At 70.3% G+C, this 24,836-nt stretch carries 22 protein-coding genes; 12 read left to right on the top strand and 10 right to left on the bottom strand.

Annotated features, from left to right (window positions below):
* The first annotated feature begins 15 nt into the window (after positions 1 to 15).
* A complete protein-coding gene (locus tag JOE48_RS03240; protein WP_245253069.1) occupies positions 16 to 486 on the top strand; it encodes an endonuclease domain-containing protein in 471 nt (156 codons plus the stop codon).
* Positions 487 to 1,926, top strand: a complete 1,440-nt coding sequence (gene lpdA, locus JOE48_RS03235; protein WP_210027426.1) for a dihydrolipoyl dehydrogenase — start codon at positions 487 to 489, stop codon at positions 1,924 to 1,926.
* A 46-nt stretch (positions 1,927 to 1,972) separates the two neighbouring features.
* Here lpdA and JOE48_RS03230 read toward each other — a convergent pair whose 3' ends face one another.
* The gene (locus tag JOE48_RS03230) at positions 1,973 to 2,197 is read right to left on the bottom strand and encodes a hypothetical protein (protein ID WP_210027423.1); all 225 of its coding nucleotides are present in this window, start codon (positions 2,195 to 2,197) and stop codon (positions 1,973 to 1,975) included.
* Positions 2,198 to 2,418: 221 nt separating this feature from the next.
* On the opposite strand from JOE48_RS03230, the gene JOE48_RS03225 reads away from it, so the two are divergent.
* On the top strand, positions 2,419 to 3,402 hold the full coding sequence (locus JOE48_RS03225) for a threo-3-hydroxy-L-aspartate ammonia-lyase (RefSeq protein ID WP_210027420.1): 984 nt from the start codon (positions 2,419 to 2,421) through the stop codon (positions 3,400 to 3,402).
* Between the two features lie 122 nt (positions 3,403 to 3,524).
* Positions 3,525 to 3,902: a HesB/IscA family protein gene (locus JOE48_RS03220; RefSeq protein WP_210027418.1), complete on the top strand. Its 378-nt coding sequence runs from the start codon at positions 3,525 to 3,527 to the stop codon at positions 3,900 to 3,902.
* A gap of 11 nt (positions 3,903 to 3,913) precedes the next feature.
* Here the strand turns inward: JOE48_RS03220 and JOE48_RS03215 are convergent, their stop codons facing one another.
* The 3 genes from JOE48_RS03215 to JOE48_RS03205 form a co-directional block, all read right to left on the bottom strand.
* Positions 3,914 to 4,972: a diguanylate cyclase gene (locus JOE48_RS03215; protein WP_210027416.1), complete on the bottom strand. Its 1,059-nt coding sequence runs from the start codon at positions 4,970 to 4,972 to the stop codon at positions 3,914 to 3,916.
* 103 nt (positions 4,973 to 5,075) lie between these two features.
* Positions 5,076 to 6,596, bottom strand: coding sequence for a DEAD/DEAH box helicase (locus JOE48_RS03210; protein ID WP_210027413.1), 1,521 nt, complete (start codon positions 6,594 to 6,596; stop codon positions 5,076 to 5,078).
* A 187-nt stretch (positions 6,597 to 6,783) separates the two neighbouring features.
* A complete protein-coding gene (locus JOE48_RS03205; RefSeq protein WP_210027411.1) occupies positions 6,784 to 7,140 on the bottom strand; it encodes a hypothetical protein in 357 nt (118 codons plus the stop codon).
* 403 nt (positions 7,141 to 7,543) lie between these two features.
* Between JOE48_RS03205 and JOE48_RS03200 the strand changes: the two genes are divergently transcribed.
* Together JOE48_RS03200 and JOE48_RS03195 are read left to right on the top strand one after the other, a co-directional pair.
* The gene (locus JOE48_RS03200) at positions 7,544 to 8,410 is read left to right on the top strand and encodes an outer membrane protein (protein ID WP_210027409.1); all 867 of its coding nucleotides are present in this window, start codon (positions 7,544 to 7,546) and stop codon (positions 8,408 to 8,410) included.
* A gap of 204 nt (positions 8,411 to 8,614) precedes the next feature.
* Positions 8,615 to 9,106: a PRC-barrel domain-containing protein gene (locus JOE48_RS03195; RefSeq protein ID WP_210027407.1), complete on the top strand. Its 492-nt coding sequence runs from the start codon at positions 8,615 to 8,617 to the stop codon at positions 9,104 to 9,106.
* 180 nt (positions 9,107 to 9,286) lie between these two features.
* On the opposite strand, the gene parE is transcribed toward JOE48_RS03195, so the two are convergent.
* Positions 9,287 to 11,347 (bottom strand): DNA topoisomerase IV subunit B, encoded by a 2,061-nt coding sequence (parE, locus tag JOE48_RS03190; protein ID WP_210027405.1) that lies wholly within the window; start codon positions 11,345 to 11,347, stop codon positions 9,287 to 9,289.
* A 357-nt stretch (positions 11,348 to 11,704) separates the two neighbouring features.
* Between parE and JOE48_RS03185 the strand changes: the two genes are divergently transcribed.
* Positions 11,705 to 11,893: a hypothetical protein gene (locus JOE48_RS03185; protein WP_210027403.1), complete on the top strand. Its 189-nt coding sequence runs from the start codon at positions 11,705 to 11,707 to the stop codon at positions 11,891 to 11,893.
* Positions 11,894 to 12,075: 182 nt separating this feature from the next.
* On the opposite strand, the gene topA is transcribed toward JOE48_RS03185, so the two are convergent.
* The 3 genes from topA to JOE48_RS03165 form a co-directional block, all read right to left on the bottom strand.
* Positions 12,076 to 14,760 carry a type I DNA topoisomerase gene (topA, locus tag JOE48_RS03180; protein ID WP_210027401.1) on the bottom strand — a complete coding sequence of 895 codons (2,685 nt, stop codon included), beginning with the start codon at positions 14,758 to 14,760 and terminating at the stop codon, positions 12,076 to 12,078.
* Positions 14,761 to 15,439: 679 nt separating this feature from the next.
* A complete protein-coding gene (locus JOE48_RS03170; RefSeq protein ID WP_210027399.1) occupies positions 15,440 to 16,414 on the bottom strand; it encodes a molybdopterin-dependent oxidoreductase in 975 nt (324 codons plus the stop codon).
* Positions 16,411 to 17,271 carry a cytochrome b/b6 domain-containing protein gene (locus JOE48_RS03165; RefSeq protein WP_210027397.1) on the bottom strand — a complete coding sequence of 287 codons (861 nt, stop codon included), beginning with the start codon at positions 17,269 to 17,271 and terminating at the stop codon, positions 16,411 to 16,413. The genes JOE48_RS03170 and JOE48_RS03165 overlap by 4 nt, the downstream gene beginning before the upstream one ends.
* A 304-nt stretch (positions 17,272 to 17,575) precedes the next feature.
* Here JOE48_RS03165 and JOE48_RS03160 point away from each other — a divergent pair, with 304 nt between their 5' ends.
* The 3 genes from JOE48_RS03160 to coaA all read left to right on the top strand — a co-directional run bounded on the left by JOE48_RS03160 (position 17,576) and on the right by coaA (position 19,951).
* Entirely contained in the window at positions 17,576 to 18,517 is a 942-nt protein-coding gene (locus JOE48_RS03160; protein WP_210027395.1) for an aspartate carbamoyltransferase catalytic subunit, read from the top strand.
* A gap of 124 nt (positions 18,518 to 18,641) precedes the next feature.
* Entirely contained in the window at positions 18,642 to 18,965 is a 324-nt protein-coding gene (locus JOE48_RS03155; RefSeq protein WP_210027393.1) for a phosphoribosyl-ATP diphosphatase, read from the top strand.
* On the top strand, positions 18,962 to 19,951 hold the full coding sequence (gene coaA / locus JOE48_RS03150) for a type I pantothenate kinase (protein WP_210027391.1): 990 nt from the start codon (positions 18,962 to 18,964) through the stop codon (positions 19,949 to 19,951). The genes JOE48_RS03155 and coaA overlap by 4 nt, the downstream gene beginning before the upstream one ends.
* Positions 19,952 to 20,178: 227 nt before the next feature.
* On the opposite strand, the gene thpR is transcribed toward coaA, so the two are convergent.
* Entirely contained in the window at positions 20,179 to 20,718 is a 540-nt protein-coding gene (gene thpR, locus JOE48_RS03145; protein WP_210027388.1) for an RNA 2',3'-cyclic phosphodiesterase, read from the bottom strand.
* Positions 20,718 to 21,317, bottom strand: coding sequence for an arylesterase (locus tag JOE48_RS03140; protein WP_245252698.1), 600 nt, complete (start codon positions 21,315 to 21,317; stop codon positions 20,718 to 20,720). Before JOE48_RS03140 ends, thpR begins: the two co-directional genes overlap by 1 nt.
* A 201-nt stretch (positions 21,318 to 21,518) precedes the next feature.
* Here JOE48_RS03140 and JOE48_RS03135 point away from each other — a divergent pair, with 201 nt between their 5' ends.
* Both JOE48_RS03135 and JOE48_RS03130 read left to right on the top strand, forming a co-directional pair.
* Entirely contained in the window at positions 21,519 to 22,220 is a 702-nt protein-coding gene (locus JOE48_RS03135; protein ID WP_409518552.1) for an ABC transporter ATP-binding protein, read from the top strand.
* Positions 22,220 to 24,799, top strand: coding sequence for an ABC transporter permease (locus JOE48_RS03130; RefSeq protein ID WP_210027373.1), 2,580 nt, complete (start codon positions 22,220 to 22,222; stop codon positions 24,797 to 24,799). The genes JOE48_RS03135 and JOE48_RS03130 overlap by 1 nt, the downstream gene beginning before the upstream one ends.
* Positions 24,800 to 24,836 lie beyond the last annotated feature (37 nt).

Here is a 24,836-nt window from a genome sequence, read left to right as displayed (position 1 = left end):
TTGACCTGCCGCCGGATGCCCTGGAACCAGCAGACCCGGAGAGCAGCCTCGCCCAGAGCGGCCGCGAACGCGAAGACGCTGCGGCGTTCGCGCACCGTGGCAGAGAGGCGCCTCTGGTGGCATCTGCGCCATCGCCTGCCGGTGGAGGGCTCGCATTGCCGCAGGCAGATCGCCCCCGGCCCCGACGGGGCGGATTCCTGCCGCCCGTCGGCCCGGCTCATCGTCGAGGTCGACGGCGAGCCGCACGGCTTCGAGGCGGGCACGGCCTACGATATTCGCCGGGATACCTATCTTCACTCTGAAGGCTTCCGCCTCCTGCGCGTCCCGAAGCGCATGGTCCCGCGGGAGATCGACACCGTCCTCGACACGATCCACGCGGCCCTTGCCGCATTCGAGACGCCTCTTCCGGATTCGGCCGGCCAGGCGGAGCCACCCCCACCCCCAGCCCTGTCCCCGCGAGGGGGAGGGGCGTTCGCGGAGAGGTAAATGTCCGACACCTACGACGTCCTCATCATCGGCGCCGGGCCCGGCGGCTACGTCACGGCGATCCGCGCCGCGCAGCTCGGCTTCAAGACCGCCGTGGTCGACCGCGAACACCTCGGCGGCATCTGCCTGAACTGGGGCTGCATCCCCACCAAGGCGCTGCTCCGCTCGGCCGAGATCTTCCATTACTTCCAGCACCCCGGCGAGTACGGCCTGACGGCCGAGAAGGTCGGGTTCGACACCGCGGCCATCGTCAAGCGCTCCCGCGGGGTCTCGGCCCGGCTCAACGGCGGCGTCGGCATGCTGCTCAAGAAGAACAAGGTCGACGTGATCTGGGGCGAGGCCGCGGTCGACAGCGTCGCCAAGGGCAACCAGCCCGGCCAGGTGACCGTGAAGGAGAGCAAGCGCGCCGAGCCGCCGAAGGGCGCCAAGGGCGCCGGCACCTATCAGGCCAAGCACATCATCGTGGCGACCGGCGCGCGCCCCCGGGCGATCCCCGGGATCGAGCCCGACAAGAAGCTGATCTGGACCTACTACGAGGCCATGGTCCCCGAGACGATGCCCAAGAGCCTGCTGGTGATGGGCTCGGGCGCGATCGGCATCGAGTTCGCCTCGTTCTACCGCGCCATGGGCGCCGAGGTGACCGTGGTGGAGCTGCTGCCGCAGATCCTGCCCGTGGAGGATGCCGAGATCGCAGGCCTCGCCCGCAAGCGCTTCGAGAAGCAGGGAATCAAGATCCTCACCGGCGCCAAGGTCACCAAGGTCGAGAAGGGCGCCGACTCGATCACCGCGACCATCGAGGGCGGCGACGGCAAGACCCAGCAGATCACCGCGGAAAAACTGATCTCGGCGGTGGGCGTGGTCGGCAACATCGAGAATATCGGGCTGGAGAAGCTCGGGGTGAAGATCGACCGCGGGATCGTGGTGACCGACGGGCTCGGCCGCACCAACGTGCCCGGCCTCTACGCGATCGGCGACGTCGCCGGCCCGCCGATGCTCGCCCACAAGGCCGAGCACGAGGGCGTCATCTGCATCGAGACCATCAAGGGCCTGCACACCCACCCGATGGACAAGGCCAAGATCCCGGGCTGCACCTACTGCCAGCCGCAGATCGCCAGCGTCGGGCTGACCGAGGCCAAGGCCAAGGAGCAGGGGTTTGCCGTGAAGGTCGGCCGGTTCCCCTTCGCGGGCAACGGCAAGGCGATCGCTCTTGGCGAGCCGGACGGGCTGATCAAGACCGTGTTCGACGCCAAGACCGGCCAGCTGCTCGGCGCCCACATGGTCGGGGCCGAGGTGACCGAGCTGATCCAGGGCTACGTCGTGGCGATGAACCTGGAGAGCACCGAGGAGGAGCTGATGCACACGGTGTTCCCGCACCCGACGCTCAGCGAGATGATGCACGAGAGCGTGCTGGATGCGTATGGGAAGGTGATCCATACGTAAGCGGGGCCCTGTGCGTCTGCGGCCATACCCGGCCGCAGCGCCGTCCTCAGCGGCCGCCCGCCTCCACCGGCTCCGCCTGCTCCGGCGACGGAACGTAGGCGCACCACTCGCAGACGCCCCGCTCGGCGCCGCGCTGCGCATTGCGCTGGGAGCACAGCGGGCAGACAAGCAGGATCAGCTGCGTGCCGGACCGCACCGCCAGCCCCCGACCGCGGAACGTGACCGTGGTCGACCCGTCGTCCGAAGGCCGCTCGCGGACCCAGGCGCTCACGAGACTCCTGCGCAGGCCGACCGGCTGACCGAAATCCTGTCCCGGATCTTCGTTCGCATTGTGATGACGCCCCCCAGCGTTCCGGCCAGATCGGCCTCACCAGGATAAACCGTGAGCCGCCGAATGGCTCCGCTTCGACCTGTGCATTGGATTGGGATGCGCGCGACGCCGATGGCCCGTATGACTCGCCGCTTCACGAAGCGGGAGCAAGGCGGGATCCGATGCAGGGCGAACAGGTCGAAGCGGCAGCAGGCCTTCCCACTTTCGCGGACGTGGCGCGCGCGGCCGAGCGGATCGCGGGGGCCGCGCACCGCACGCCGGTGCTCACCTCCCGCACCGCCGACGCGCGAACCGGCGCAAACCTGTTCTTCAAGGCCGAGAACCTGCAGCGGGCCGGCGCCTTCAAGTTCCGCGGGGCCTACAACGCCATCAGCGCCTTGGGCGAAGTGGAGCGCGCCCGCGGGGTGATCACCTTCTCGTCGGGCAACCACGCCCAGGCGGTCGCCCTGGCCTGCCGCCTGCTCGGGGCCCCGGCCACGATCATCATGCCGGAGGACGCACCCGCGGCGAAGATCGAGGGCACCCGCGGCTACGGCGCCGAGGTGATCCTGTACGACCGCTACAGCCAGGACCGCGAGGCGCTCGGCCGGTCGATCGCGGGCCCCCGGGGCCTGACGCTGATCCCGCCCTTCAACCATCCCGACGTCATCGCCGGGCAGGGGACGCTGGCCCAGGAGCTGATCGAGACCGTGGGCCCGCTCGACGTGCTGGTGGCCTGCCTCGGCGGCGGCGGCCAGCTCGCGGGCTGCGCGCTCGCGGCCGCGGAACTGTCCCCGGGCTGCCGGGTGATCGGCGTCGAGCCGGAAGCCGGCAATGACGGCCAGCGCTCGTTCCGTGACGGCCGGATCGTGACGATCCCGGTGCCCCGGACCATCGCGGACGGGGCGCAGTCGACGGCGCTCGGCGACCTCACCTTCGCGATCATCCGCCGACACGTCGCCGACATCCTCACCGTCACCGACGATCAGCTCGTCGAGACGATGCGGTTCTTCGCGACCCGGATGAAGCTCATGGTCGAGCCGACCGGCTGTCTCGCGGCGGCGGCGGTGCTGAACGGGCTCGTGGATGTCCGGGGCAAGCGCGTCGGGGTGGTGATCAGCGGCGGCAACGTCGATCTCGCGACTTTCGCGCAGCTCACCGCCTGAGGCGCCGAATGCCGGGCGGGTGTGACCCGGGCGCGGTGGACCGACTGCCACCCAATGCTTATCTTGTCGGTGTCAGAATGCGCGTCCCCGGGCCTTGAACCCGGATGGGCGGGAGGGTGACGATGTCGACTGGGTTCAAGGTTCTCTCGCTGACCGATCGGGCCGCCGACCGGATCAAGGCGATCATGGCGGAGGCCGACCGGCCGATCGCCGGCCTGCGGGTCGGCGTCCGCAACGGCGGCTGCGCCGGCATGTCCTACACGATGGAATATGCCGAGGCGGTCAAGCCCGGTGAGGATGTGGTCGAGGATCGCGGCGTGCGCGTCTTCGTCGATCCGAAGGCGGTGCTGTTCCTGCTCGGCACCGAAATGGATTTCACGACCAACAAGCTGGCGTCGCAATTCGTCTTCAACAATCCGAACCAGACGTCGGCCTGCGGCTGCGGCGAATCGGTGGCGATCACGCCGGTCTCGGCCGACCGGATCCCGGCCCAGGTCTGAGGGCGCTCCGCTCAGGCGACCTGGGACAGCGCCTCGGCGGTGTCGTCCACGACCCGGTTGCGCCCACCCCGCTTGGCGGCGAACATGCACAGGTCGGCCCGCTCCATCAGCGAGGCCGGCGTGTCGCCCTGGCGGAACACCGCCACCCCCAGCGACACGGTGACCTTGCCGAGGGACTCGCCGGTCGAGCGCTTGACCAGCTCGCGCCCCATCACGCTGGCGCGGACGGTCTCGGCCACCTGCCGCGCGGCGGCGCGGTCAGCCCCCGGCAGCACGATCCCGAATTCCTCGCCGCCGAACCGGGCGAGATGCGCCTGCTTGCCGGCATTCTCCCGCATCACGATCGCCACGAGCCGCAGGACCTGATCGCCCGTGAGATGGCCGTACAGGTCGTTGAAGCGCTTGAAGAAGTCGATGTCGAGGATGATCAGGCTCATCGGGGTGAGGCGCGCGCGCGCGGCCTCCAGGGTCGCCTTCAGGGTTTCCTCGAAATGCTTGCGGTTCGACAGGCCGGTCAGGGTGTCGGTGAGGCTCTCCAGCCGCGTCGCCTCGAGCTTCTCGCGCAGGGTCTCGATCTCGCTGCGGGTCTCGCGCATCCGCGCCTCGAGAACCCGGTTGTTGACCGCAACCTCGCGCGTCTTGGACACCAGCGTCGACACGATCTCGCCGAGTCTCGCCCCGTTGGGCAGGCCCTGCGCCAGATCCTGTGCCAAGCCGCGCAGGGATTCGCCGTATTGGGTCGTGGAACCGAGCGACAGGTCGAGGATCTCGGTGATGGCCTCGATCTCGCTCAGAACGACGCGACTGATGTCGCCGGTGGCGCTCGCCAGGCGGCGCCCGTCCAGATAGCTCTCGTGCAGATCGTCGATATCGGCCTCGGTGAGGCAGCCGTTCTGCGCGGTCAGCCGCTTCACCGCGTCGCTCAGCAGTGGGAGCTCCGCCGACACGTAGGCGTACCAGACCGCGTAGGCGCGCGGCGTCGCGGAGGGGCCGTAATCGCGGATCAGGTCGTGACTCCGCTTCGCCAGCGCGAAGCTCCGGTCGCGATCCGAATAGGTCTCCTGGCTCATCCGTGTCCTGCCGCCCGGGACGCCCGATGCTCCGACGCATCGTCGCCCTAAACTGGTCTAAGACAGCTTGGTAGCTGGAGAGTTAAGCCCGAAAAGAATCCTGTTACTTGTCCTTCTTCGCCAGAACTGGTCGAAGAAGGAAGGCCGGCACATGCGAACCGAGCCCGATCGGCGTATCGCCCTCGGCCTCGTGCCGGCGTCCGCGCTCCTCGCGCACGGGCTCGCGGCGCGCCTCGGGCCGCAGTGTCTCGACGCGCCGGGTCTCGGCGTGTGGCCGGGACTCAGCGCGAGGAGACTCGGCGCGAGGGGTTTCGGCGCGAGGAGGGGTTTCGGCGCGCGCAGCGGCCGCTGTGCCGCCTCCGCTGCGGGCTCTGGGCCTGCCTGAGGCCTCACCGGCGCTCCGCCCGCCGGCCTTAGCCGTACGGCCGCTGCGGCGGCCGTCGCTCGAACGGCCGCGATGGCGCGTGCCGGTCTCGGAGGAGGTCTCGGCCACCGTGGACAGGTCGCCGTCGAACCAGGGGATCGGCTGACCGATCAGCGCCTCGATGGCCCCGAGCGAGCGGGAATCCTCCGGGGACACGAGGGTGTAGGCCGTGCCGGCGCGGCCGGCGCGGCCGGTGCGGCCGATCCGGTGGACGTAATCCTCCGGATGGTGCGGCACGTCGAAGTTGAAGACGTGGCTGACCGCCGGGATATCGAGGCCCCGGGCCGCCACGTCGCTGGCGACGAGCAGGGCCGTCTCACCGGCGCGGAACGCGTCGAGGGCGGTGGTGCGGGCGCGCTGATCCATGTCGCCGTGCAGCGCGGCGGCATCGAATCCATGGCTCACCAGGGACTTCTGGAGCAGGGCGACATCGCGCTTGCGATTGCAGAAGATGATCCCGTTGTTGAGTTCGCCCTCGCCGCGGATCAGATCCCGCAGGCGCTCGCGCTTGGCGTGGCCTTCCGAGCCGGTGGCGACCAGGCGCTGGGTGATTGTGGTCGCGGTCGAAGCGGGCCGGGCGACCTCGACCCGCTGCGGGTTATGCAGGAACATGTCGGCCAGCCGCTCGATCTCCGGCGGCATGGTGGCGGAGAAGAACAGGGTCTGCCGGGTGAACGGCACCATCTTCACGATGCGCTCGATATCGGGGATGAACCCCATGTCGAGCATGCGGTCCGCCTCGTCGATCACCAGCAGCTCGACGCCGGTGAGCAGCAGCTTGCCGCGCTCGAAATGGTCGAGCAGGCGGCCCGGCGTCGCGATCAGCACGTCGGTGCCGCGCATCAGCTTGGCATCCTGATCGGCGAAGGACACGCCGCCGATGATCAGCGCCACGTTGAGCTTGTGATTGGTGCCGTAGCGGTCGAAATTCTCCACCACCTGGGCAGCCAGCTCGCGCGTCGGCTCCAGGATCAGCGTACGCGGCATCCGAGCGCGGGCGCGGCCATTCTCCAGCAGCGTCAGCATCGGCAGGGTGAACGCCGCTGTCTTGCCGGTTCCGGTCTGCGCGATGCCGAGGACATCGCGGCGCGCCAGCACATGCGGGATGGCTTCGGCCTGGATCGGCGTGGGCTCGGTGTAACCCGCCGTCTGGACGGCGTTCAGGACTTTCTCGCTCAGTCCCAGGTCGGTAAAAGGCATCTGCAATCAGGAACCGTTGCGCGCCCGGCCGGCGCGATGGACACCGTCGCGGCAACGGCTGGGAAAGGCACGCGCGGGACGCTCGGATGCTCCCGGGGCCGCGGGGCGCATGCTTCCTGTCAGTTAGGGCCTTGGCGCGGCTTGTCAATCTCGCAATGCGCACCAAGACGCCGCAACGCACAAGCGATCAGGGCCTGAGGCGGTCGGCAGCCGGCATCTGGCAGGGGTCCAGGCGCGTGGCCGCGGCTGCCCCGGCGGCGGTTAGCGAGCCGGTCGTCTCAGGGTCGGCGAGCGCATGACGCGCGTCGATCGCCGCCATGGTGGGGGCCGGACCCGGCTGGCTCACACGGGCAAGATACGAGCCGGCGGCGATTGCCAGGAGTCCGGCGATCCCCGAGATCCGCAACGCCCAGCCGAGCGCGCCCGCCGGCCGGTCGGGCCTGAGCCGATCAGCACCCGCTTGTGCCAGGCCGCCCCCGCCCGCTTCGGCCGGGGTCCGCCGCCTGCCGAACGGCTTCGCGCCCTGCGCGTCGCGGATGTGCATGGCAATACCCTCACCGGCCGAGACGCTGGCCCTCGGACCATCGGACAACACGGTTAACCGTCGCCTTACGCCGCATTACCGGTCCCACGTCAGATGTGCCGAAATAAAACGTCGGCTCTTCGGCCTCTCTTATCGGGCGCGGATAATGTCGGGCCCGGCGCCTGCGATGGGGCGCACGTCCGGGCCGCAAGTTCCGGACAATCGTCTGGGCCTTTTCGCTGGTCTTTGCCGCCTGTCGCGAGTCGAAGGGCGACAGTGCTGTGAGATACGGGGCGTTAGTCTTCACCTTTCGTTGACGAGATCAAGCTAGTCTGAGGATGCTTGTTGCAGGAACGCGACAGACACGCCATCCCAGGGCACCTTGCAGGCCGCCGGCTCAAGCCAAACCAGGACCCACGACACCATGAAGAAGCTCCTCCTCGCATCCACCGTGCTGGCCGGCATGACGGCTGCCGCGTCCGCGGCCGATCTTCCGCGCCGCGCCGCGCCGCCGCCGGTCTTCACGCCGGTGCCGGTCTTCACCTGGACCGGCTTCTACGTCGGTGTGAACGCCGGCTACGGCTTCGACGCCAGCAGCCGCAACACCAGCAACTACGCGCTGCCGGCCGGCTCGCTGATCAACTCGCCCGGCACCGCCGGCGTCGTGAGCGTCAACAACCGCAGCAACAACGACGGCTTCTCGGGCGGCGCCCAGATCGGCTACAATTACCAGTTCACGCCGGGCTCGGGTGTCGTGATCGGCTTTGAGGCCGACGCCCAGTACGTCGACTTCGCCCGTCGCGCCAACGCCACCCAGAACTACGCGTTCGGCGGCACCACCGGCATCGCCTTCGCCCCCCCGCGCGCCTTCGTCGCCACCAGCGGCAACGGCCTCGACTACTTCGGCACCGTCCGCGGCCGCCTCGGCTACGCCTTCGACCGCACCCTCGTGTACGGCACCGGTGGTTTCGCCTACGGTTCGGGCCAGGACGATCAGAACTTCGCCGGCAACCGCTTCCGCGACAGCTTCCGCACCGGCTGGGCCGCCGGCGGTGGCGTCGAGTACGCGCTCCCCACCGACTCGTTCCTGAACTTCTTCCGCTCCTCGGCCGTGACGCTGAAGGTCGAAGGTCTGTATGTCAGCCTCGACCGCCAGAAGAACGCCGCCGGCGGCGTGTTCTACGGCAACCTCCTGGCCCCGAACGGCACCGCCTACCTCAACGGCGCCGCCGCGAAGACCGAGTTCGCCGTCGTCCGCGCCGGCCTGAACTACAAGTTCGGCTCGTACTAAGAGCGAAAGCCGGAGCCGACACGATCGGCTCCGCGCAACGGAAGGGCCCGGCCGCAAGGCCGGGCCTTTTCGCGTTTCGGGCGGCCTATCGGGCGGGCCGGATAGGACAGGGAGGGCCGGAACCGTGCGTGCCGTCCGCGATTGAGACCGCGGGCCCCTGAGACATCCACCGAAGACGGACCGGGCGCACCGGAGCGATCAGCCATGAAGAGCCGAACCCTTCTCCTGTCGCTCGCCGCCCTCGCGCTGGCGGGCACAGCGGTGGCCGCGCAGGACGCCACCGTGATCGGCAAGGATACGGTCCTGCCGGGCACGGGGCCGGGCACCTCGACGGACGGCAAGGGCGTCGGGCGGCTGATGGAGGCGGCGAGCGCCGAGGACGCCGCCAAGCGTCAGGGGCTCAAGCCCGCCGCCTTCCTGAGCACCAAAATGATCGGCGTGACCGTCCGCAACGCCGCGGGCGACAGCGTCGGCAAGATCGAGGACCTTCTGATCACCGACGGCAGCCTGCTCCGGGCGGTGGTGATCGATGTCGGCGGCTTCCTCGGGCTGGGCAGCAAGCTCATCGCGGTGGAGCCGGGCGCCCTGGTGCTGCGGCCCGGCGGCGACCGGTACTCGGCGGTCCTCAACATGAGCAAGGACACGGTGGCGGCGGCGCAGCCCTTCGATCCCGCGAAGGCAATGTCCGCGCCCTAGCAGAGCCGTCACGGCATCCGTCATCGCGAGCGCAGCGAAGCGACCCAGGGCAGCGGGATGCTTCCGAACGCGGCGCGGCTGGATTGCTTCGCGCCGCTCGCAGGGACGGCGCCGGTTTTGCCGCCTCGGACCCGTAGCCGCTGGAGCCGACACGGCGGGTGCGGCGTCGGCTCCAGCGCGTCAGATGTCGAGGTCGGCGCCCTCGGTGAAGGCCGCGCGCTCGCTGATGAAGGCGAAGCGCGCCTCGGGCTTGTTGCCCATCAGGCGCTCGACCGTGTCGCCGGTCGATTCCCGGGCCTCGTCCAGGATCGCGACGCGCAGCAGCGTGCGCTTCTTCGGATCCATGGTGGTCTCCTTGAGCTGGGCCGGCATCATCTCGCCCAGGCCCTTGAACCGCCCGATCTCGACCTTGCCGCCCTTGAACACCGTCTTGGTGATCCGCTCGCGATCGGCGTCGTCCCGGGCGTAGGCCACCTTCGAGCCCTGCTGCAGCCGGTAGAGCGGCGGAATCGCGAGGTAGAGGTGCCCGCGGTCGATCAGCTTCGGCATCTGCCGGTAGAAGAAGGTGATCAGCAGCGAGGCGATGTGGGCGCCGTCGACGTCGGCGTCCGTCATGATGATCACCTTGTCGTAGCGGAGATCCGCCTCGCGGAAGGCCGCGCCCGTGCCGCATCCGAGCGCGAGGGTGAGATCCGAGATCAGCTGGTTGGCGCCGAGCTTGTCCCGCGAGGCCGAGGCGACGTTGAGGATCTTGCCGCGCAAGGGGAGGATCGCCTGGGTCGCCCGGTCGCGGGCCTGCTTGGCAGACCCGCCGGCGGAATCGCCCTCGACGATGAAGATCTCCGAGCCGGCGGTGCCGGCCGCCGAGCAATCGGCGAGCTTGCCGGGAAGGCGCAGCTTGCGGGTGGCGCTCTTGCGGGCGACCTCCTTCTCCTGGCGGCGGCGCAGGCGCTCCTCGGCCCGGTCGATCACCCAGTCCAGCACCTTGTTGGCCTGGGCCGGGGAGGCGGCGAGCCAATGGTCGAAGGCGTCGCGCACCGCCGTCTCGACGATGCGCTGCGCCTCGACGGTGGCGAGCTTGTCCTTGGTCTGACCCTGGAACTCGGGCTCGCGGATGAACACCGACAGCATCGACGCGCAGGTCGCCATGACGTCGTCGGTGGTCACCGCATTCATGCGCTTGGCCTGGTTCACCCGCTCGGCGTGCTCGCGCAGGCCGCGGAGCAGCGCGACCCTTAAGCCGGCCTCGTGGGTGCCGCCCTCGGGCGTCGGGATCGTGTTGCAGTAGGAATGCGAGACCCCGTCCTCGGTGACCATCCAGGCCACCGCCCATTCGAGCGACCCGTGCGAGCCCGGCTTGGTGATCTTGCCGCAGAACATCGCCTCGGTGACGAGCTCCTTGCCGTCGATGTCCCGGGCGAGATAGTCGCGCAGCCCGTCGGGGAAGCGGTGGACGGCTTCCGCCGGCACACCCTCCAGGCCTTCGAGCAGGGCAGGGGCGCAGCGCCAGCGGATCTCGACGCCGCCGAACAGGTAGGCCTTCGAGCGCGCCATCTTGAACAGGCGGCGCGGGTCGAACTTCAGCGAGCCGAAGATCTGTGCGTCCGGATGGAAGCGGACCCGGGTGCCACGCCGGTTCTGAACCCGGCCGACCAGCTCCAGCGCCCCCTGCGCATGGCCCCGCGAGAAGGTCTGGCGGTAGAGGGTCTGGTTGCGGGCCACCTCGACCTCCAGGAGATCGGACAGCGCGTTGACCACCGAGATGCCGACGCCGTGCAGGCCGCCGGAGGTCTCGTAGACCTTCGAGTCGAACTTACCGCCGGCGTGCAGCGTGGTCATGATGACCTCAAGCGCCGACTTGCCGGGGAATTTCGGATGCGGATCGACCGGGATGCCGCGGCCGTTATCGGTCACCACGAGGGCGCCGGATTCCTCCAGCTCCACCTCGATGAAGCTGGCGTGGCCCGCCACTGCCTCGTCCATCGAATTGTCGATCACCTCGGCGAAGAGGTGGTGCAGCGCCCGCTCGTCGGTGCCGCCGATATACATGCCGGGGCGGCGCCGGACCGGCTCCAACCCCTCCAGGACCTCGATGTCGGAGGCGGTGTAGCCGCCCTCCGGCTCGGCGGCGGCGAGCGTCGCCACGGAGGCCGAGGCGTCCAGGCGCCGCCGCGGCTCGGGCGGCCGGGCGGCCGGGCCCTTGCCGCCCGGCCCGAACAGATCCCGCGCCGGATCGCTCACGCGCGGCCTCCGCGGGCGCGGCGCATCGGCCGGCTCGGATTCGCGCAGACGGGTCTTGGGTCGTGGAGCATGCGCCTTCATCCCCGCATGATAGCGGAACAAAACATAAACATCAAAGCCGTTCGCCCTTCGGCGACGCGCATGCATCATCGCATGCTGCGTTGCCGCGAGCGAGGGCCGGAATGACGCCGGGGCCCGGAAGGGCAGGGCCGTCCGTCATGACGACGTTGCACAACAATGGGTTAAAGCTTTCTCGTGACCGGCCCGTTCGGCGTCCACAGCCCGCACCGGAACAGAACGGGACAATCGACGTTGACGGTCGAGAGAGTCTTGGCCGTGGTCAGGGAGCCGCAGTCCATGAGCGACGCCGCGATCGAGGCCCGCCGCCTCACATTGATCCGCTTCGAGCACGCGGCCGGCGCCGCCTTCGGATGCGATGAGGACGCGGCCGGCGTGCCGCCCACCCGCGCATTGGTCAACGCAACCACGCTGGCGCTGGCGACTTTCGCGACGGCCTTGGCTGCGACGATCACCTACCTGGTCTGAACCCGCTCCCGAGCGCTGACCGCAGCCCGCGGTGAGCGGGCGGCGTCGCTGCCTCACCGGCGTCGTTGCGCGCGAAGCGAAGCAGCCCAATCGGCGCCCCGTTCGACAGCCTCGCTCTGCCCCGGCTTGCTTCGCTCCGCGCGCAAGGACGGGGCGGCCCCGGTCTGAGCCGCCCCGCGGCGTCAGCCCGCGCCCGTCTTCTTCGCCGCCGCCTTCTTCGCCGCCGGCTTTTTCGTCGCGGTCTTCTTCGCGGCGGGCTTATCACCGCTCGCACCACGCGCTGAACTCTTCCGGACCGCCCCGCGCTTGGCCGGCTTGCCGCCGCCCGACGCCCGCTTGGCGTTCACCAGGGCGATCGCCTCGTCCAGCGTCAGCGCCTCGGCGGCCATCGTCTTCGGCAGCGTGGCGTTCACCTCGCCGTCCGTGACGTAGGGGCCGTACTTGCCGGCCTTGACCACGAGGTCGCGCCCGCTGGTCTCGTCCTTGCCGAGCGGCCGGCCGGGATCGGCGGCCGGACGGCCGCGGCCGCCGCCCTGCTCCTTGGCGACGATCAGGTCGATGGCGCGGTTGCCGCCGATCTCCAGCACGTCGTCGTCCTTGCCGAGATTGGCGTAGGTCTTCCCGTGCTGCACGTAGGGCCCGAACCGGCCGAGATTGGCCAGGATCGGCTCGCCGGTCTCGGGGTGGCGCGCCACCTCGCGCGGCAGCGCCAGCAGGGCCAGCGCCTTGTTGAGATCCACGTCCGAGGGGCTGAGCCCCTTGGGCAGCGACGAGCGCCTCGGCTTCGCGGCGTCCTTCTCGGTGGAGGCCTCGCCGAGCTGGACGAACGGCCCGAACCGCCCGTCGCGGATCGTCACCGGCATCCCGGTGACGGGATCGTTGCCCAGCACCCGCACGCCCGGCTGGCCGCCCTCGGCGGACGAGCCGTCCCCCTCGCCCTCGACGCCCGAGGCCGAGAGCTGGCGGGTGTACTTGCACTCCGGATAGTTCGAGCAACCGATGAAGGCGCCGAACTTGCCGAGCTTCAGCGACAGCTGGCCGGCCCCGCAGGTCGGGCAGGTGCGCGGGTTCGAGCCGTCGCCCTTGTCGGGGAAGATGTGCGGCCCGAGGAGACCGTTCAGCGCCTCCAGCACGTCGGTGACGCGCAACTCCTTGGTCTCGCCGATCGCGGCGGAGAAATCGCGCCAGAAGTCGCGCAGCACCGCCCGCCAGTCGATCTCGGCGTTGGAGACGCGGTCGAGCTGCTCCTCCAGGCTGGCTGTGAAGTCGTACTCGACATAGCGCCGGAAGAAGCTCTCGAGGAAGCCCGTGACGAGCCGCCCCTTATCCTCCGGCTGCAGCCGTTTTTTCTCGATCTTGACGTATTCGCGATCCCGCAGGGTTTGGAGCACGGCCGCATAAGTCGATGGGCGGCCGATGCCGAGTTCCTCCATGCGCTTCACGAGGCTCGCCTCGGAATAGCGCGGCGGCGGCTCGGTGAAGTGCTGGGTCGAGCTGATCCGCTCGCGCTTGAGCGGATCGCCGGCCTTCATGGGCGGCAGGCGACGGCTCTCCTCGTCCTCCTCGTCGTCCTTGCCCTCCTGGTAGAGGGCCAGGAAGCCGTCGAACTTCACCACCTGCCCGGTGGCGCGCAGGTCGATCTGCCGCGGGCCGACCGTCGCGGTGACGTCCACGGTGGTTCGCTCCAGCTCGGCCGATTCCATCTGGCTCGCCATGGTGCGGGTCCAGATCAGGTCGTAGAGCTTGGCCTGCTCGGGCTCGAGGTGGCGCGCGACCGCCTTAGGCAGCCGGCCCATATCGGTCGGCCGCACGGCCTCGTGCGCCTCCTGGGCGTTCTTGGCCTTAACGCTGTACTTGCGCGGCACGTCCGGCACGTAGCGGTCGCCGAACTCCTTGCCGATCACCCGGCGGGTGTCCTGAATCGCCTCCGGCGCCATGTCGACGCCGTCGGTCCGCATGTAGGTGATGATGCCCACCGTCTCGCCGCCGACATCGACGCCCTCATAGAGGCGCTGGGCGACCCGCATGGTCTGGGCCGGCGCCATCCCGAGTTTGCGCGAGGCCTCCTGCTGAAGGGTCGAGGTGGTGAAGGGCGGCTGAGGATGGCGCTTGGCGGGCTTGGCCTCGACGCTCGCCACCTGGAAGGTCGCGAGTTCGAGGTCGCGCTTGAAGGCAGCGGCCTCCTCGCCCGTGCCGACATCGAGGCGCTGGATGCGCTTGCCGTCGGCGCCCACGAGGCGGGCCTCGAAGGTCGCTCCATCGGCGGTCGTCAGCGTGGCGATGAGCGTCCAGTACTCGCGCGGCTTGAACCGCTCGATCTCCATCTCGCGTTCGACCACGAGGCGCAACGCCACCGACTGCACGCGGCCCGCCGAACGGGCGCCCGGGAGCTTCCGCCACAGGACCGGCGAGAGGTTGAACCCGACGAGATAGTCGAGCGCCCGGCGCGCCAGATAGGCATCGACCAGCGCCTGGTCGATCTCGCGCGGCTTGCGCATCGCCGCCTCGACCGAGGACTTGGTGATGGCGTTGAAGGTCACGCGCTCGACCGGGATGCCCTTGAGCACCTTGCGGGCGTTCAGCGCCTCCAGCACGTGCCAGGAGATCGCCTCGCCCTCGCGATCCGGGTCGGTCGCCAGGATCAGCTTGTCGGCACCCTTGACCGCCTTGGCGATCTCCGAGACCCGGCTCGCCCCACGGTCGGCCAGCTCCCAGACCATGTGGAAGTCCTGCTCGGGATCGACCGAGCCGTCCTTGGCTGGCAGGTCTCGGATATGCCCGAAGGAGGCGATGACTTCATAGTCGCGGCCGAGATACTTATTGATTGTCTTCGCTTTGGCCGGCGACTCGACGACGACGACTTTCATTCAGACCTCTGCCCCTGACGGAGCCTGGGCGCGACGGACGAATTCTTTTCGAGATTCGCGTGGGACGTATGCCCGCCGTCGGGCCGGGGCCGCGCGCCGGGGACAAGTGGGTCACGGGCGGCGGGATGTCAAATGGCGGGGGTGACGCAAGCCTCGCCCGACGGCGGCGGCGTAGGCCGCGCATGGGGCTTATGAGTCGTGCAAGACAGCGATCACCGATGATCCGGCCAAATCGGGTTCGGGATCGCCGCCCGGCCGATGAACTTGGCGGACCAGACCTCCCACGCGCGCTCCCGCCCCCCACTGCGGGGGGATGCGCCCGTACCATTCTCGATGGGGAAGGCCCATGTCAGAGAGCAGAAGCACTGCGCAAAGCTGATCCCCTGAGGCCGCGATCAGGAGCGACTTGGCCAAGGTGGACGCGCAGACGATCACGCCGGAGGCGCACGACAAGGTCCCCGAACCGACCGACGCGATGCCCGCGCGCGCTGAATTCTATGTCGGCGACCGCTTCGCGCGGCGTGGATCGGCTGGCAGGTCCGACGACGCGGTCGCGATCCAGCCCCTTCCCGAGAGCGTCGCGCATTTCCGCGCTCAGGGTCCAGGTTGGCAGGCCCGCATCGACGCCGTGCCGATGGAGCGATCGAGCGCGAGCGCGCGGCGAGGTCTCGCTGAACGGTCAGATCCCCGCGTACCATTCGTAGCCGCGGTCCTCCCAATACCCGCCGCTGCCTTGTCCGATCCCGGCCAGCGACTCAACCATCTCGACCCGCATCACGTACTTGGCCTGCTTGTAGCCGAGCTGGCGCTCGACCCGCAGGCGCAGGGGCGCGCCGTTCGAGACCGGCAGCGGCTTGCCGTTGAGGTCGTAGGCCAGGATCGTCTGCGGGTTGAAGGCGTCGTAGAGGTCGATGCTCTCGTAGTAGCGGATCGGGATCCCCGTCGGCTCGGGCTCCGCGGCCGGGCTGCCCTGGCCCCAATCGTCGTTCGGGGAGTCCGTCTTGGGCGCGTCGGTGGCGGCGGCCGGGCCGCCCCAATCGTCGGCGGCGGCAAGCTGGACATAGGCCTCGCGGACCGCGCCCGGATGGGTCGGGCGCCACAGGGATGCCCCCTGGCCGCGCCCCTTGGAACCACCCTTGGGTCCGGCCTCGTATTCCAGCGTATCGGCGCAGTGGAACACCGCGTAGCGCGCCTGCGGCTTCAGCCCGGCCTTCTTCAGCACCTCGCCGAGCGGTACGCCGGCCCATTGCCCGATGCAGCTCCAGCCCTCGACGCAATCGTGCCGGGTGATCTGGCTGCGCGCGGGCAGGGCGCGGAGATCCGCGAGGCTCAGCGACAGCGGCGTCTGGACGAGCCCGTCGACGGCGAGCTTGAACTCCGAAAATGTCCGCGCCGCCAGCGCCCGATAGGCGCGGTCCGGCGGGTCGATCGTGCCGTTCGGCTTGAACCAGGGCGAGATCATCGAGGCCGGGAATTCCCGGGCCAGCGTCGCGGGCGACATCAGCAGGCGCTGGACGTAACGGTTGGCATCCTCGCCGATCTGGAGGGTGCGCTGCCCCGTCTCGGTGCCGGCGAACCGATCGCAGCCGCCGAGCAGGGCCGTGCCCATCAGGCCCGCGCCGGCGCTGAGGAGCTTGCGGCGGTGGAGGATCATCGCACGCTCTCCCGGTCGCGGCCGAGGCTGAACCAGCCGGTGATCATGCCGCGCATGTTGTTGACGAGCCCGGAGACGATCACGAGCAGCACGTGGACCACCACGAACAGCACGATCAGCCCGGCCGCGATGAAGTGGATGCTGCGCGCCGATTGCCGGCCGCCGAACAGCTCCGTCAGCCACGGCCAGGCCGCGTCCATCCCCGGCGACATGGCAAGGCCGGCGAGCACCATGGCGGGCAGGAGGCCTAGAATCAGAAGCAGATAGGTGAGCTTCTGGATGACATTGTAGCGCTTGGCCTCCGTGCCTTCGGGGAAGCGCAGGAGGAGGTGCTCCTTCACGGAGCCGCCGAAGTCGCGGATCTGGTCGCCGTCCGGGATCAGGCGGCGGCGGAGCTGGCCGCTGACGAGGCCGTAGAGCAGGTAGACCGCGCCGTTGATCACCAGCAGCCACGCGAACAGGAAGTGCCAGCGCCGCCCCGTGGCGAGGTCCTGATTGGCCGGCAGGGTCGCCCAGGCGGGGAAGGCGCGCTCCACCTCGGTTCCGCGCTCCTTCGACAGGCCGAGGACGCCGGTGGTGTCGAGGGTGTGGGCCCCGACCGTGACGACGCCGCGGTTGGTGCCGTCGCGCCCCTGCTCGCTGGTGATGGCGAGGGCCGGGCTGTCGAAGGTCGAGGTCGCGCCCCAGTAGAGGGCCGGATGGGCGTTGAAGATCTGCAGGCCGCTCATCAGCAGCACCAGCAGGACCGCCGCATTGATCCAGTGCGCCAGCCGGATCACCAGCGGGTGGCGGTAGAACCAGCGGCGCCCCTGCCGGTCGACGGTCTCGGGGGCTTCGAGGGCAGGGGAGGCGGCCAAGCGTTGGGATCCCGATCGGCGGTGCGGAGCCGGGCAACGTACGGATCCCGACCGTTCGGGCGAATACGTGGGGCAGGGCCGTTCGGTTACCATCGGCCGGAAAAAAGGCCGCAGGCGGCGGCTCACCTTGCGGAGGTGCCGGCTCACACGCCGAAGCTCGAGAACAACGATCCACCCACGCGCCCTCCCCCCTCCGCGGAGGAGGGGGAGACCTGGAGACGGTTGCTCCTCTTCCTCCTCTGGTGAGGTCCGTGCCGAACAGCCTTGCCCGCCGGGCGCGCGGCACCTACACCCGGGCCTCATCATGACGAGCCTCGCGCCCTTCCCGCACCGGCACCTCCTCGGCATCGAGGGCCTGACCCGGCCCGACATCGAGGCCCTGCTCGACGCTGCCGATTCCGCCGTCGAGATCTCGCGGCAGGTGGAGAAGAAGCGCACGACCCTGCGGGGCCGCACGCAGATCAACCTGTTCTTCGAGCCCTCGACCCGGACGCAATCGTCCTTCGAGCTCGCCGGCAAGCGGCTCGGCGCCGACGTGATGAACATGTCGGTGGCCTCGTCCTCGGTGAAGAAGGGCGAGACCCTGATCGACACCGCCGCCACCCTCAACGCGATGCGGCCCGACATCATCGTGGTGCGCCACGAATCGGCGGGTGCCGTGCATCTCCTCGCCCGCAAGGTCGATTGCGCGGTGGTCAACGCCGGCGACGGCGCCCACGAGCACCCGACCCAGGCGCTCCTCGACGCGCTGACCATCCGCCGCAACAAGGGCCGGATCGAGGGGCTGCAGGTGGCGATCTGCGGCGACGTCCTGCACTCGCGGGTGGCGCGCTCCAACATCATCCTGCTGCAGGCGATGGGCGCGCGGGTCCGCCTGATCGCGCCCTCGACGCTGCTGCCCGCCGGGATCGAGCGCTTCGGGGTCGAGACCTTCACGGACATGCGCAAAGGTCTCGTCGGCTGCGACATCGTGATGATGCTGCGCCTCCAGCGCGAGCGCATGAACGGCTCGTTCGTGCCCTCCGTGAAGGAGTATTTCCGCTACTTCGGCCTCGACGGCGAGAAGCTGGCGCTGGCCAAGCCCGACGCCCTGGTGATGCATCCGGGGCCGATGAACCGCGGTGTGGAGATCTCTTCCGAGGTCGCCGACGGCGCGCAGTCGCTGATCCGCGAGCAGGTCGAGATGGGCGTCGCCGTGCGCATGGCTGTGCTGGAGGCGCTGGCCCGGCACCTGCCGAACGAGTGAGTCCCGGACAAAGCCGGGCGGCCTTCACCCGCCCCGCTTGCCCGCGGGCTGGCCGTGGCGCAGTTTCCTGCCGAAATCCGGTCCTGATCCGTATAAAGGGCCGTCGTAACATGCAGATCGCTTCATGACCGCCTACACGCTCGCCGACCTCGCCGCCCTCGTGGCGAGCCGTGCCGGGACCGATCCCGCCACTTCCTACACGGCCAAGCTCCTGTCCGAAGGCCCCGCCAAGGCGGCCAAGAAGCTCGGCGAGGAGGCGGTGGAGGCGGCGATCGCGGCCGTGCAGGGCGACAAGACCGGCCTGCGCGACGAGGCCGCCGACGTGCTCTACCACCTCGTGGTGCTGTTGCGGGCCGGGGGCGTAGACCTCACCGACGTGATGGCCGAGCTGGAGCGGCGCACCGCCCAGAGCGGCATCGCCGAGAAGGCCGCGAGGCGCCCCGCGTGAACGCGGCCGTGCTGCCGGGCTCGGTCGAGGCGATCCTCGAAGCGTCCGACCGGCTGTCGCCGTATCGCCGCTTCAGCCGCGAGGAATGGGCGCAGCTCCGCGCCGACACGCCGCTCACCCTCAAGCAGGAGGATCTCGAGCGGCTGCAATCGATCAACGACCCGATCTCGGTGGAGGAGGTCGAGGCGATCTACCTGCCGCTGTCGCGGCTCCTCGCCCTCTACGTCGCGGCGACCCAGGGGCTGTTCAAGGCGACGCAGCGCTTCCTGCTGGCCGAACGCGAGACCAAGGCGCCCTACATCATCGGGCTCGCCGGGTCGGTGGCGGTGGGCAAGTCGACCACGGCCCGCATCCTGACCGCCCTGCTGGCGCGCTGGCCCAACACCCCGAAGGTCGATCTCGTCACCACCGACGGGTTCCTGCTGCCCAACGCCGAGCTCGCCGCCAACGGGCTGATGGAGCGCAAAGGCTTTCCCGAGAGCTACGACACCGCCGCGCTGCTGCGCTTCCTTCACGACGTGAAGGCCGGCCACAAGCGCGTGACCGCGCCGCTCTACTCGCACCTCGTCTACGACCGGGTGCCCGGTGAGGAGCGGGTGGTGGAGAGTCCCGACATCCTGATCGTCGAGGGGCTGAACGTGCTCCAGCCCGCCCGCCTGCCCCGGGACGGGACCGCGATTCCCTTCGTCTCCGACTTCTTCGACTTCTCGATCTATCTCGACGGCCACGAGGACGACCTGCACCGCTGGTACGTCACGCGCTTCATGAAGCTGCGCCAGACCGCGTTCCGCGACCCGCGCTCGTACTTCCGGAAATACGCCGAGATCCCCGAGACCGAGGCGCTCGACATCGCCGACCGGCTCTGGACCACGATCAACCTGCCGAACCTGCGCGAGAACATCGTCCCGACGCGCCAGCGGGCGAGCCTGATCCTCACCAAGGGCGCGAGCCACCGGATCGAGAGCGTGGCTTTGCGGCGGCTCTAAGGGTGACGCGCAGCCGGGGCGATCTGTGAAACGCGCCGGTCCTTCCGGGTCGGCGCAGCGGAGCCCGGAATCCGGAACCACGCCGCGCGTTCGGTTCGGCGCAGGACCGGCCATCCCCGGGCCTCGGAAGCGGCTCTGGATTCCGGGCTCTCGCCTGCGGCGCGCCCCGGAATGAGGCGGGACGGGTCTCGGGGCCGGCCGATGAAAGGGCGACACCGTCGCACATCTCACGGGAACGGAAACTCGCCCTCCGCCACATACGGCCCGCCCCCGGTCGAGTCCCGCGCCGAGAACAGCGTCACCCGGTCGACCGCGAACGTCACCGGCGCGAAGACCGGCGCCTGCGACAGGTACATCGCGGCCGCCTCCGGCGTGGCGTCGCGCCGCAGCCGGGCCAGGGTGACGTGCGGGGTGAATTTGCGCCGTTCCGGCTCCAACCCGGCCCGGCGGACCAGACGCTCCTGCTCGGCCTGGAGATCGGTCAGGGCCGGATCGGGGCTGACCGCGGCGTAGAGTGCCCGCGGCTTGTTGCCGCCGAACAGGCCGAGGCCCTCGAGCGTCACCGTCAGGGGAGGGCGCGCCCGCATCTCGGAGAGCGCCTCCACCACCTCGTCGGCGGTCGTCGCCTCGACATCGCCGATGAACCGCAGGGTCACATGGAAATCGCCCGGCTCGATCCAGCGGGCGCCGGGCAGGCCGCCCTGATAGAGGGTCAGCGCCTCGGCGACCGCTTGCGGCACGGCGAGCCCGGTGAACAGCCGCGGCACTACCGCGATGCCCCCTGCCGGAGGCCTCCCAAGAACGTCTCGACCGTCGGCAGCATGCGCGCCGCGATGGTCTCCACGCCCTGCCGGTTCGGGTGCAGCATGTCGTCGAGGTGCTGCGCCCGGTCGCCGACGATCCCGTCGAGGAAGAACGGGTAGAGCGTCAGCCCATAGCGCTCGGCGAGCGCCGGGTAGATCGCGTCGAACCGGGCCTTGTAGTCCGGCCCGAGATTGGGTGCCGCCTGCATGCCGGCGAGCAGGACCGGGATGCCCCGCGCCTTCAGCCGCTCGATGATCGCCGACAGCGCCCCCGCGGTGACCTTCGGGTCGGTGCCGCGCAGCATGTCGTTGGCGCCGAGTTCGAGGATCACCCCCGCGGTCCCGTCCGGCACCGACCAGTCGACCCGGTCGAGGCCGCCGGTGGCGGTATCGCCGGAGACGCCGGCATTGGCCACGATGACGTCCTCGCCCTTGGCCTTGAGCAGGCGCTCCAGCACCGTCGGGAAGGCGGCGTCGGCGGGAAGGCGATAGCCGGCGGTCAGGCTGTCACCGAGGGCGACGAGCTTGACCGGGTCGCCCGGGGCGGCGTGGGCGTCTGGCATGGAGGCCGTCATCAAAGGGAGGACGAGACAGGCTAGCGCTGCGGCAAACAGGGCCGTGCGCCGGAACACAGCGCGTCCGTCATGGCGCGGCCCCAATGCCCAACCCATATCGCGGTGCAACCGCGGACCGTGCAGCCAAGATCGACCCCACCCGAGGACCTCGCGCGCCATGCTCGTCATCGCCCACAGATCGGCTCACCGGTGAGCCAAGGCAAGGTGCTGCGCGAGCCCGCGATCGCGCTGTCGGACATCGACCTCAGCCTCGGCCGCGGCGCCGCCCGCGTCCACGTCCTGCGCGGCATCTCGCTCGCCGTCGACCGCGGCGAGGCAGTCGGCCTCGTCGGCCCCTCGGGCTCCGGCAAATCGACGCTGCTGATGGTCATGGCCGGGCTGGAGCGGCCCGATTCCGGCGGCGTCGTCATCGAGGAGACCGACCTCGTCCGCCTCGACGAGGACGCGCTCGCCCGGTTCCGCGGCCGGCGGATCGGCATCGTGTTCCAGGCCTTCCACCTCGTGCCGACCATGACGGCGCTGGAGAACGTGGCCCTGCCGCTGGAACTCGCCGACCGGCCCGGCGCCCTGGAGCGCGCCCGCGCCGAGCTGGAGGCGGTCGGCCTCGGGCACCGGCTGCACCATTACCCGGCGCAGCTCTCGGGCGGCGAGCAGCAGCGCGTCGCCATCGCCCGGGCGGTCGCCCCCGACCCGGCGATCCTGGTCGCCGACGAGCCCACCGGGAATCTTGACGAGACCACCGGCCGGCAGATCGTCGACCTGCTGTTCCGGCTGAAGCGGGACCGCGGCGCGACGCTCGTGCTGGTCACCCACGACAACGGCCTCGCCCGCCTGTGCGACCGCACCGTGCGCCTGCGCTCGGGGCGGATCGAGGAGGCGGTGACCGCCTGATGCACGGCACGATCACCCGCCCCGACCCCGCGCCCCGCCGGATCCCGCTGACCCTGCGCCTCGCGCTGCGCGAGTTGCGGGCCGGGCTCAACGGCTTCGCGGTGTTCCTCGCCTGCATCGCGCTGGGCGTCATGGCGATCGCCGGCGTGGCGTCGATCTCGCGCTCGCTCTCGGACGGGCTCGGCCGGGAGGGCCGGCGGATCCTCGGGGGCGATCTCGCCTACAACCTCATCAACCGCGAGGCGACCGACGCGGAGAAGCAGGCGCTCGCGCGGGAAGGCCGCCTCGACAGCGTCGCCTCCCTGCGGGCCATGGCGGTGGCGCCGGGCGGCGACGCGGCCCTGGTCGAGCTGAAGGCCGTCGATCCCGCGACCTATCCGGCCGCGGGCGAGCTCGTCACCGATCCGCCGGGGCGCCCGGCCGACCTGCTGGCGGAGCGCGACGGGGTGCCGGGGGCGCTCGCCGACCCGGCTCTGCTCACCCGCCTCGACGTCAAGGTCGGCGACCGGATCACCCTGGCCGGCCATCCGGTCGCCATCCGCGGCACCATCGTGTCGGAGCCCGACAAGATCGCCGGCGGCATCGGTTTCGGGCCCCGGCTGATGATCTCCGAGCCGACCTTGCGCGCCACCGGCCTCGTCCAGCCCGGCAGCCTCAACCGCTGGAGCTACCGCCTCCTCCTGCCGCCCGGCACGCCGGATGCCGAGCTCGACGCGGCGCAGGCCCGGATCCGCGCCGCGACCCCCGAGGCCGGCTGGGAGATCCGCTCGCGCACCAACGCGGACCCGCGCTTCGCCAAGAGCATCGAGCGGTTCACCCAGTTCCTGACCCTGGTCGGGCTCACCGCGCTGATCGTCGGCGGCGTCGGGGTCGGCAACGCCGTCCACGCCTTCGTGGAGCGCAAGCGGCCGTCGATCGCGACGCTCAAGAGCGTCGGCGCGCCGGGCTCACAGGTGGTCGCCCTATACCTGACGCAGGTGATGCTGATCGCCGGCCTCGGCACCCTCATCGGCCTCGTCATGGGCGCGAGCCTACCCTTCGTGCTCGACGCGCTGTTCTCCGCCGACCTGCCGCTGCCGCTGAACCCGACGCTCGCCCCGGGCGAGCTGGCGCTCGCGGCCGCCTACGGGCTGATCACGGCCTTCGCCTTCGCGATCACGCCGCTCGGCCGCGCCCACGACGTGCCGGTCTCCGGCCTGTTCCGCGACACGGTCGATCCGGCCCGGGTCCGCCCGCGCTGGCGCTACCGGGTCCTCCTGGCCCTCAGCCTCGCGGCGCTCGTCGGCCTGTCGGTGGCGACCGCCTTCGACCGGCGGGTCGCGCTGATCTTCATCGCGGCCGCGGCCATCGCGTTCGGCCTGCTGCATGGGGTGGCGCTCGGCCTGATGGCGCTCGCCCGCCGGCTGCCGCACCCGCGCTGGCCCGCGCCCCGGATGGCGCTCGCCAACCTGCACCGGCCCGGGGCCCTGACGCCCGCCATCGTGCTGTCGCTCGGCCTCGGCGTGACGCTCCTCGTGACGCTCAGCCTGATCGATGCCAATGTCCGCCGCACGATCAGCGCGACCCTGCCGGCCAAGGCGCCAAACCTGTTCTTCCTCGACATCCCCTCGCGGGACGCGGGCGCGTTCCGCGAGTTCCTGGCGCGCTCGGCGCCGAACGGGAAGATCGAGGACGTGCCGATGATGCGCGGCCGGATCGTCGCCCTGAACGGCGTGCCGGCGAGCAAGATCCGGCCCCCGGAGGACGCCGCCTGGGTGCTCGACGGCGACCGCGGCATCACCTACGCCGACACGGTGCCGGACGGCTCGAGCCTCACAGAGGGCGCGTGGTGGAGTCCCGAGCAGGGCGCGAAGCCGCTCGTCTCCTTCGAGGCCGACCTCGCCCGCCAGCTCGGCCTCAAGCTCGGCGACACCGTGACGGTGAACGTGCTCGGCCGCGACCTCACGGCGACGATCTTCAACCTGCGCCGGGTGGAGTGGCGCAACCTCGGAATCAACTTCGTGATGGTGTTCTCGCCGGGCACCTTCCGGGGCGCACCGCATTCCGACCTCGCCACCCTGACGCTGCCCGGCGGCACCGACGCGGCCACCGAGAACCGCATCCTGCGGGATGTCGCGAAAACCTTCCCGTCGGTGAGCGCCGTGCGGGTGAAGGACGCGCTGGACGCGATCGGCGACCTTGTCGGCCGGCTGGTCCTGGCGATCCGCGGGGCGAGCGCCGTGGCGGTGCTGGCGAGCCTGTTCGTGCTGGCCGGCGCCATCGCGGCCGGTCACCGGGCGCGGCTCTACGACGCCGTCGTGCTCAAGGTCCTGGGCGCGAGCCGGGCGCGGCTGCTCACCGCCTACGGCATCGAGTATGCCGCGCTGGGACTCGCCACAGCGCTGTTCGGCCTGATGGCCGGGACGCTCGCCGGCTGGGTGATCGTCGCCAAGGTCATGCACCTCGACTTCCGCCTCGACCTGTCGGGGGCGTTGGCGGCGGCGGTGGCCGCCGTAGCGCTGGCAATCCTGCTCGGGCTTGCCGGCACGTGGCGGATCCTGGGGCAGAAGCCGGCGCCGTATCTGCGGCAGATCGGATGATGGCGGGCGATCCGGTCCGTCGATTCCTGTCCGGGTG

It is taken from the genome of Methylobacterium sp. PvR107 (assembly GCF_017833295.1).
Classification (GTDB): Bacteria; Pseudomonadota; Alphaproteobacteria; order Rhizobiales; family Beijerinckiaceae; genus Methylobacterium.
This window is presented reverse-complemented; position numbering and strand designations above follow the sequence as displayed.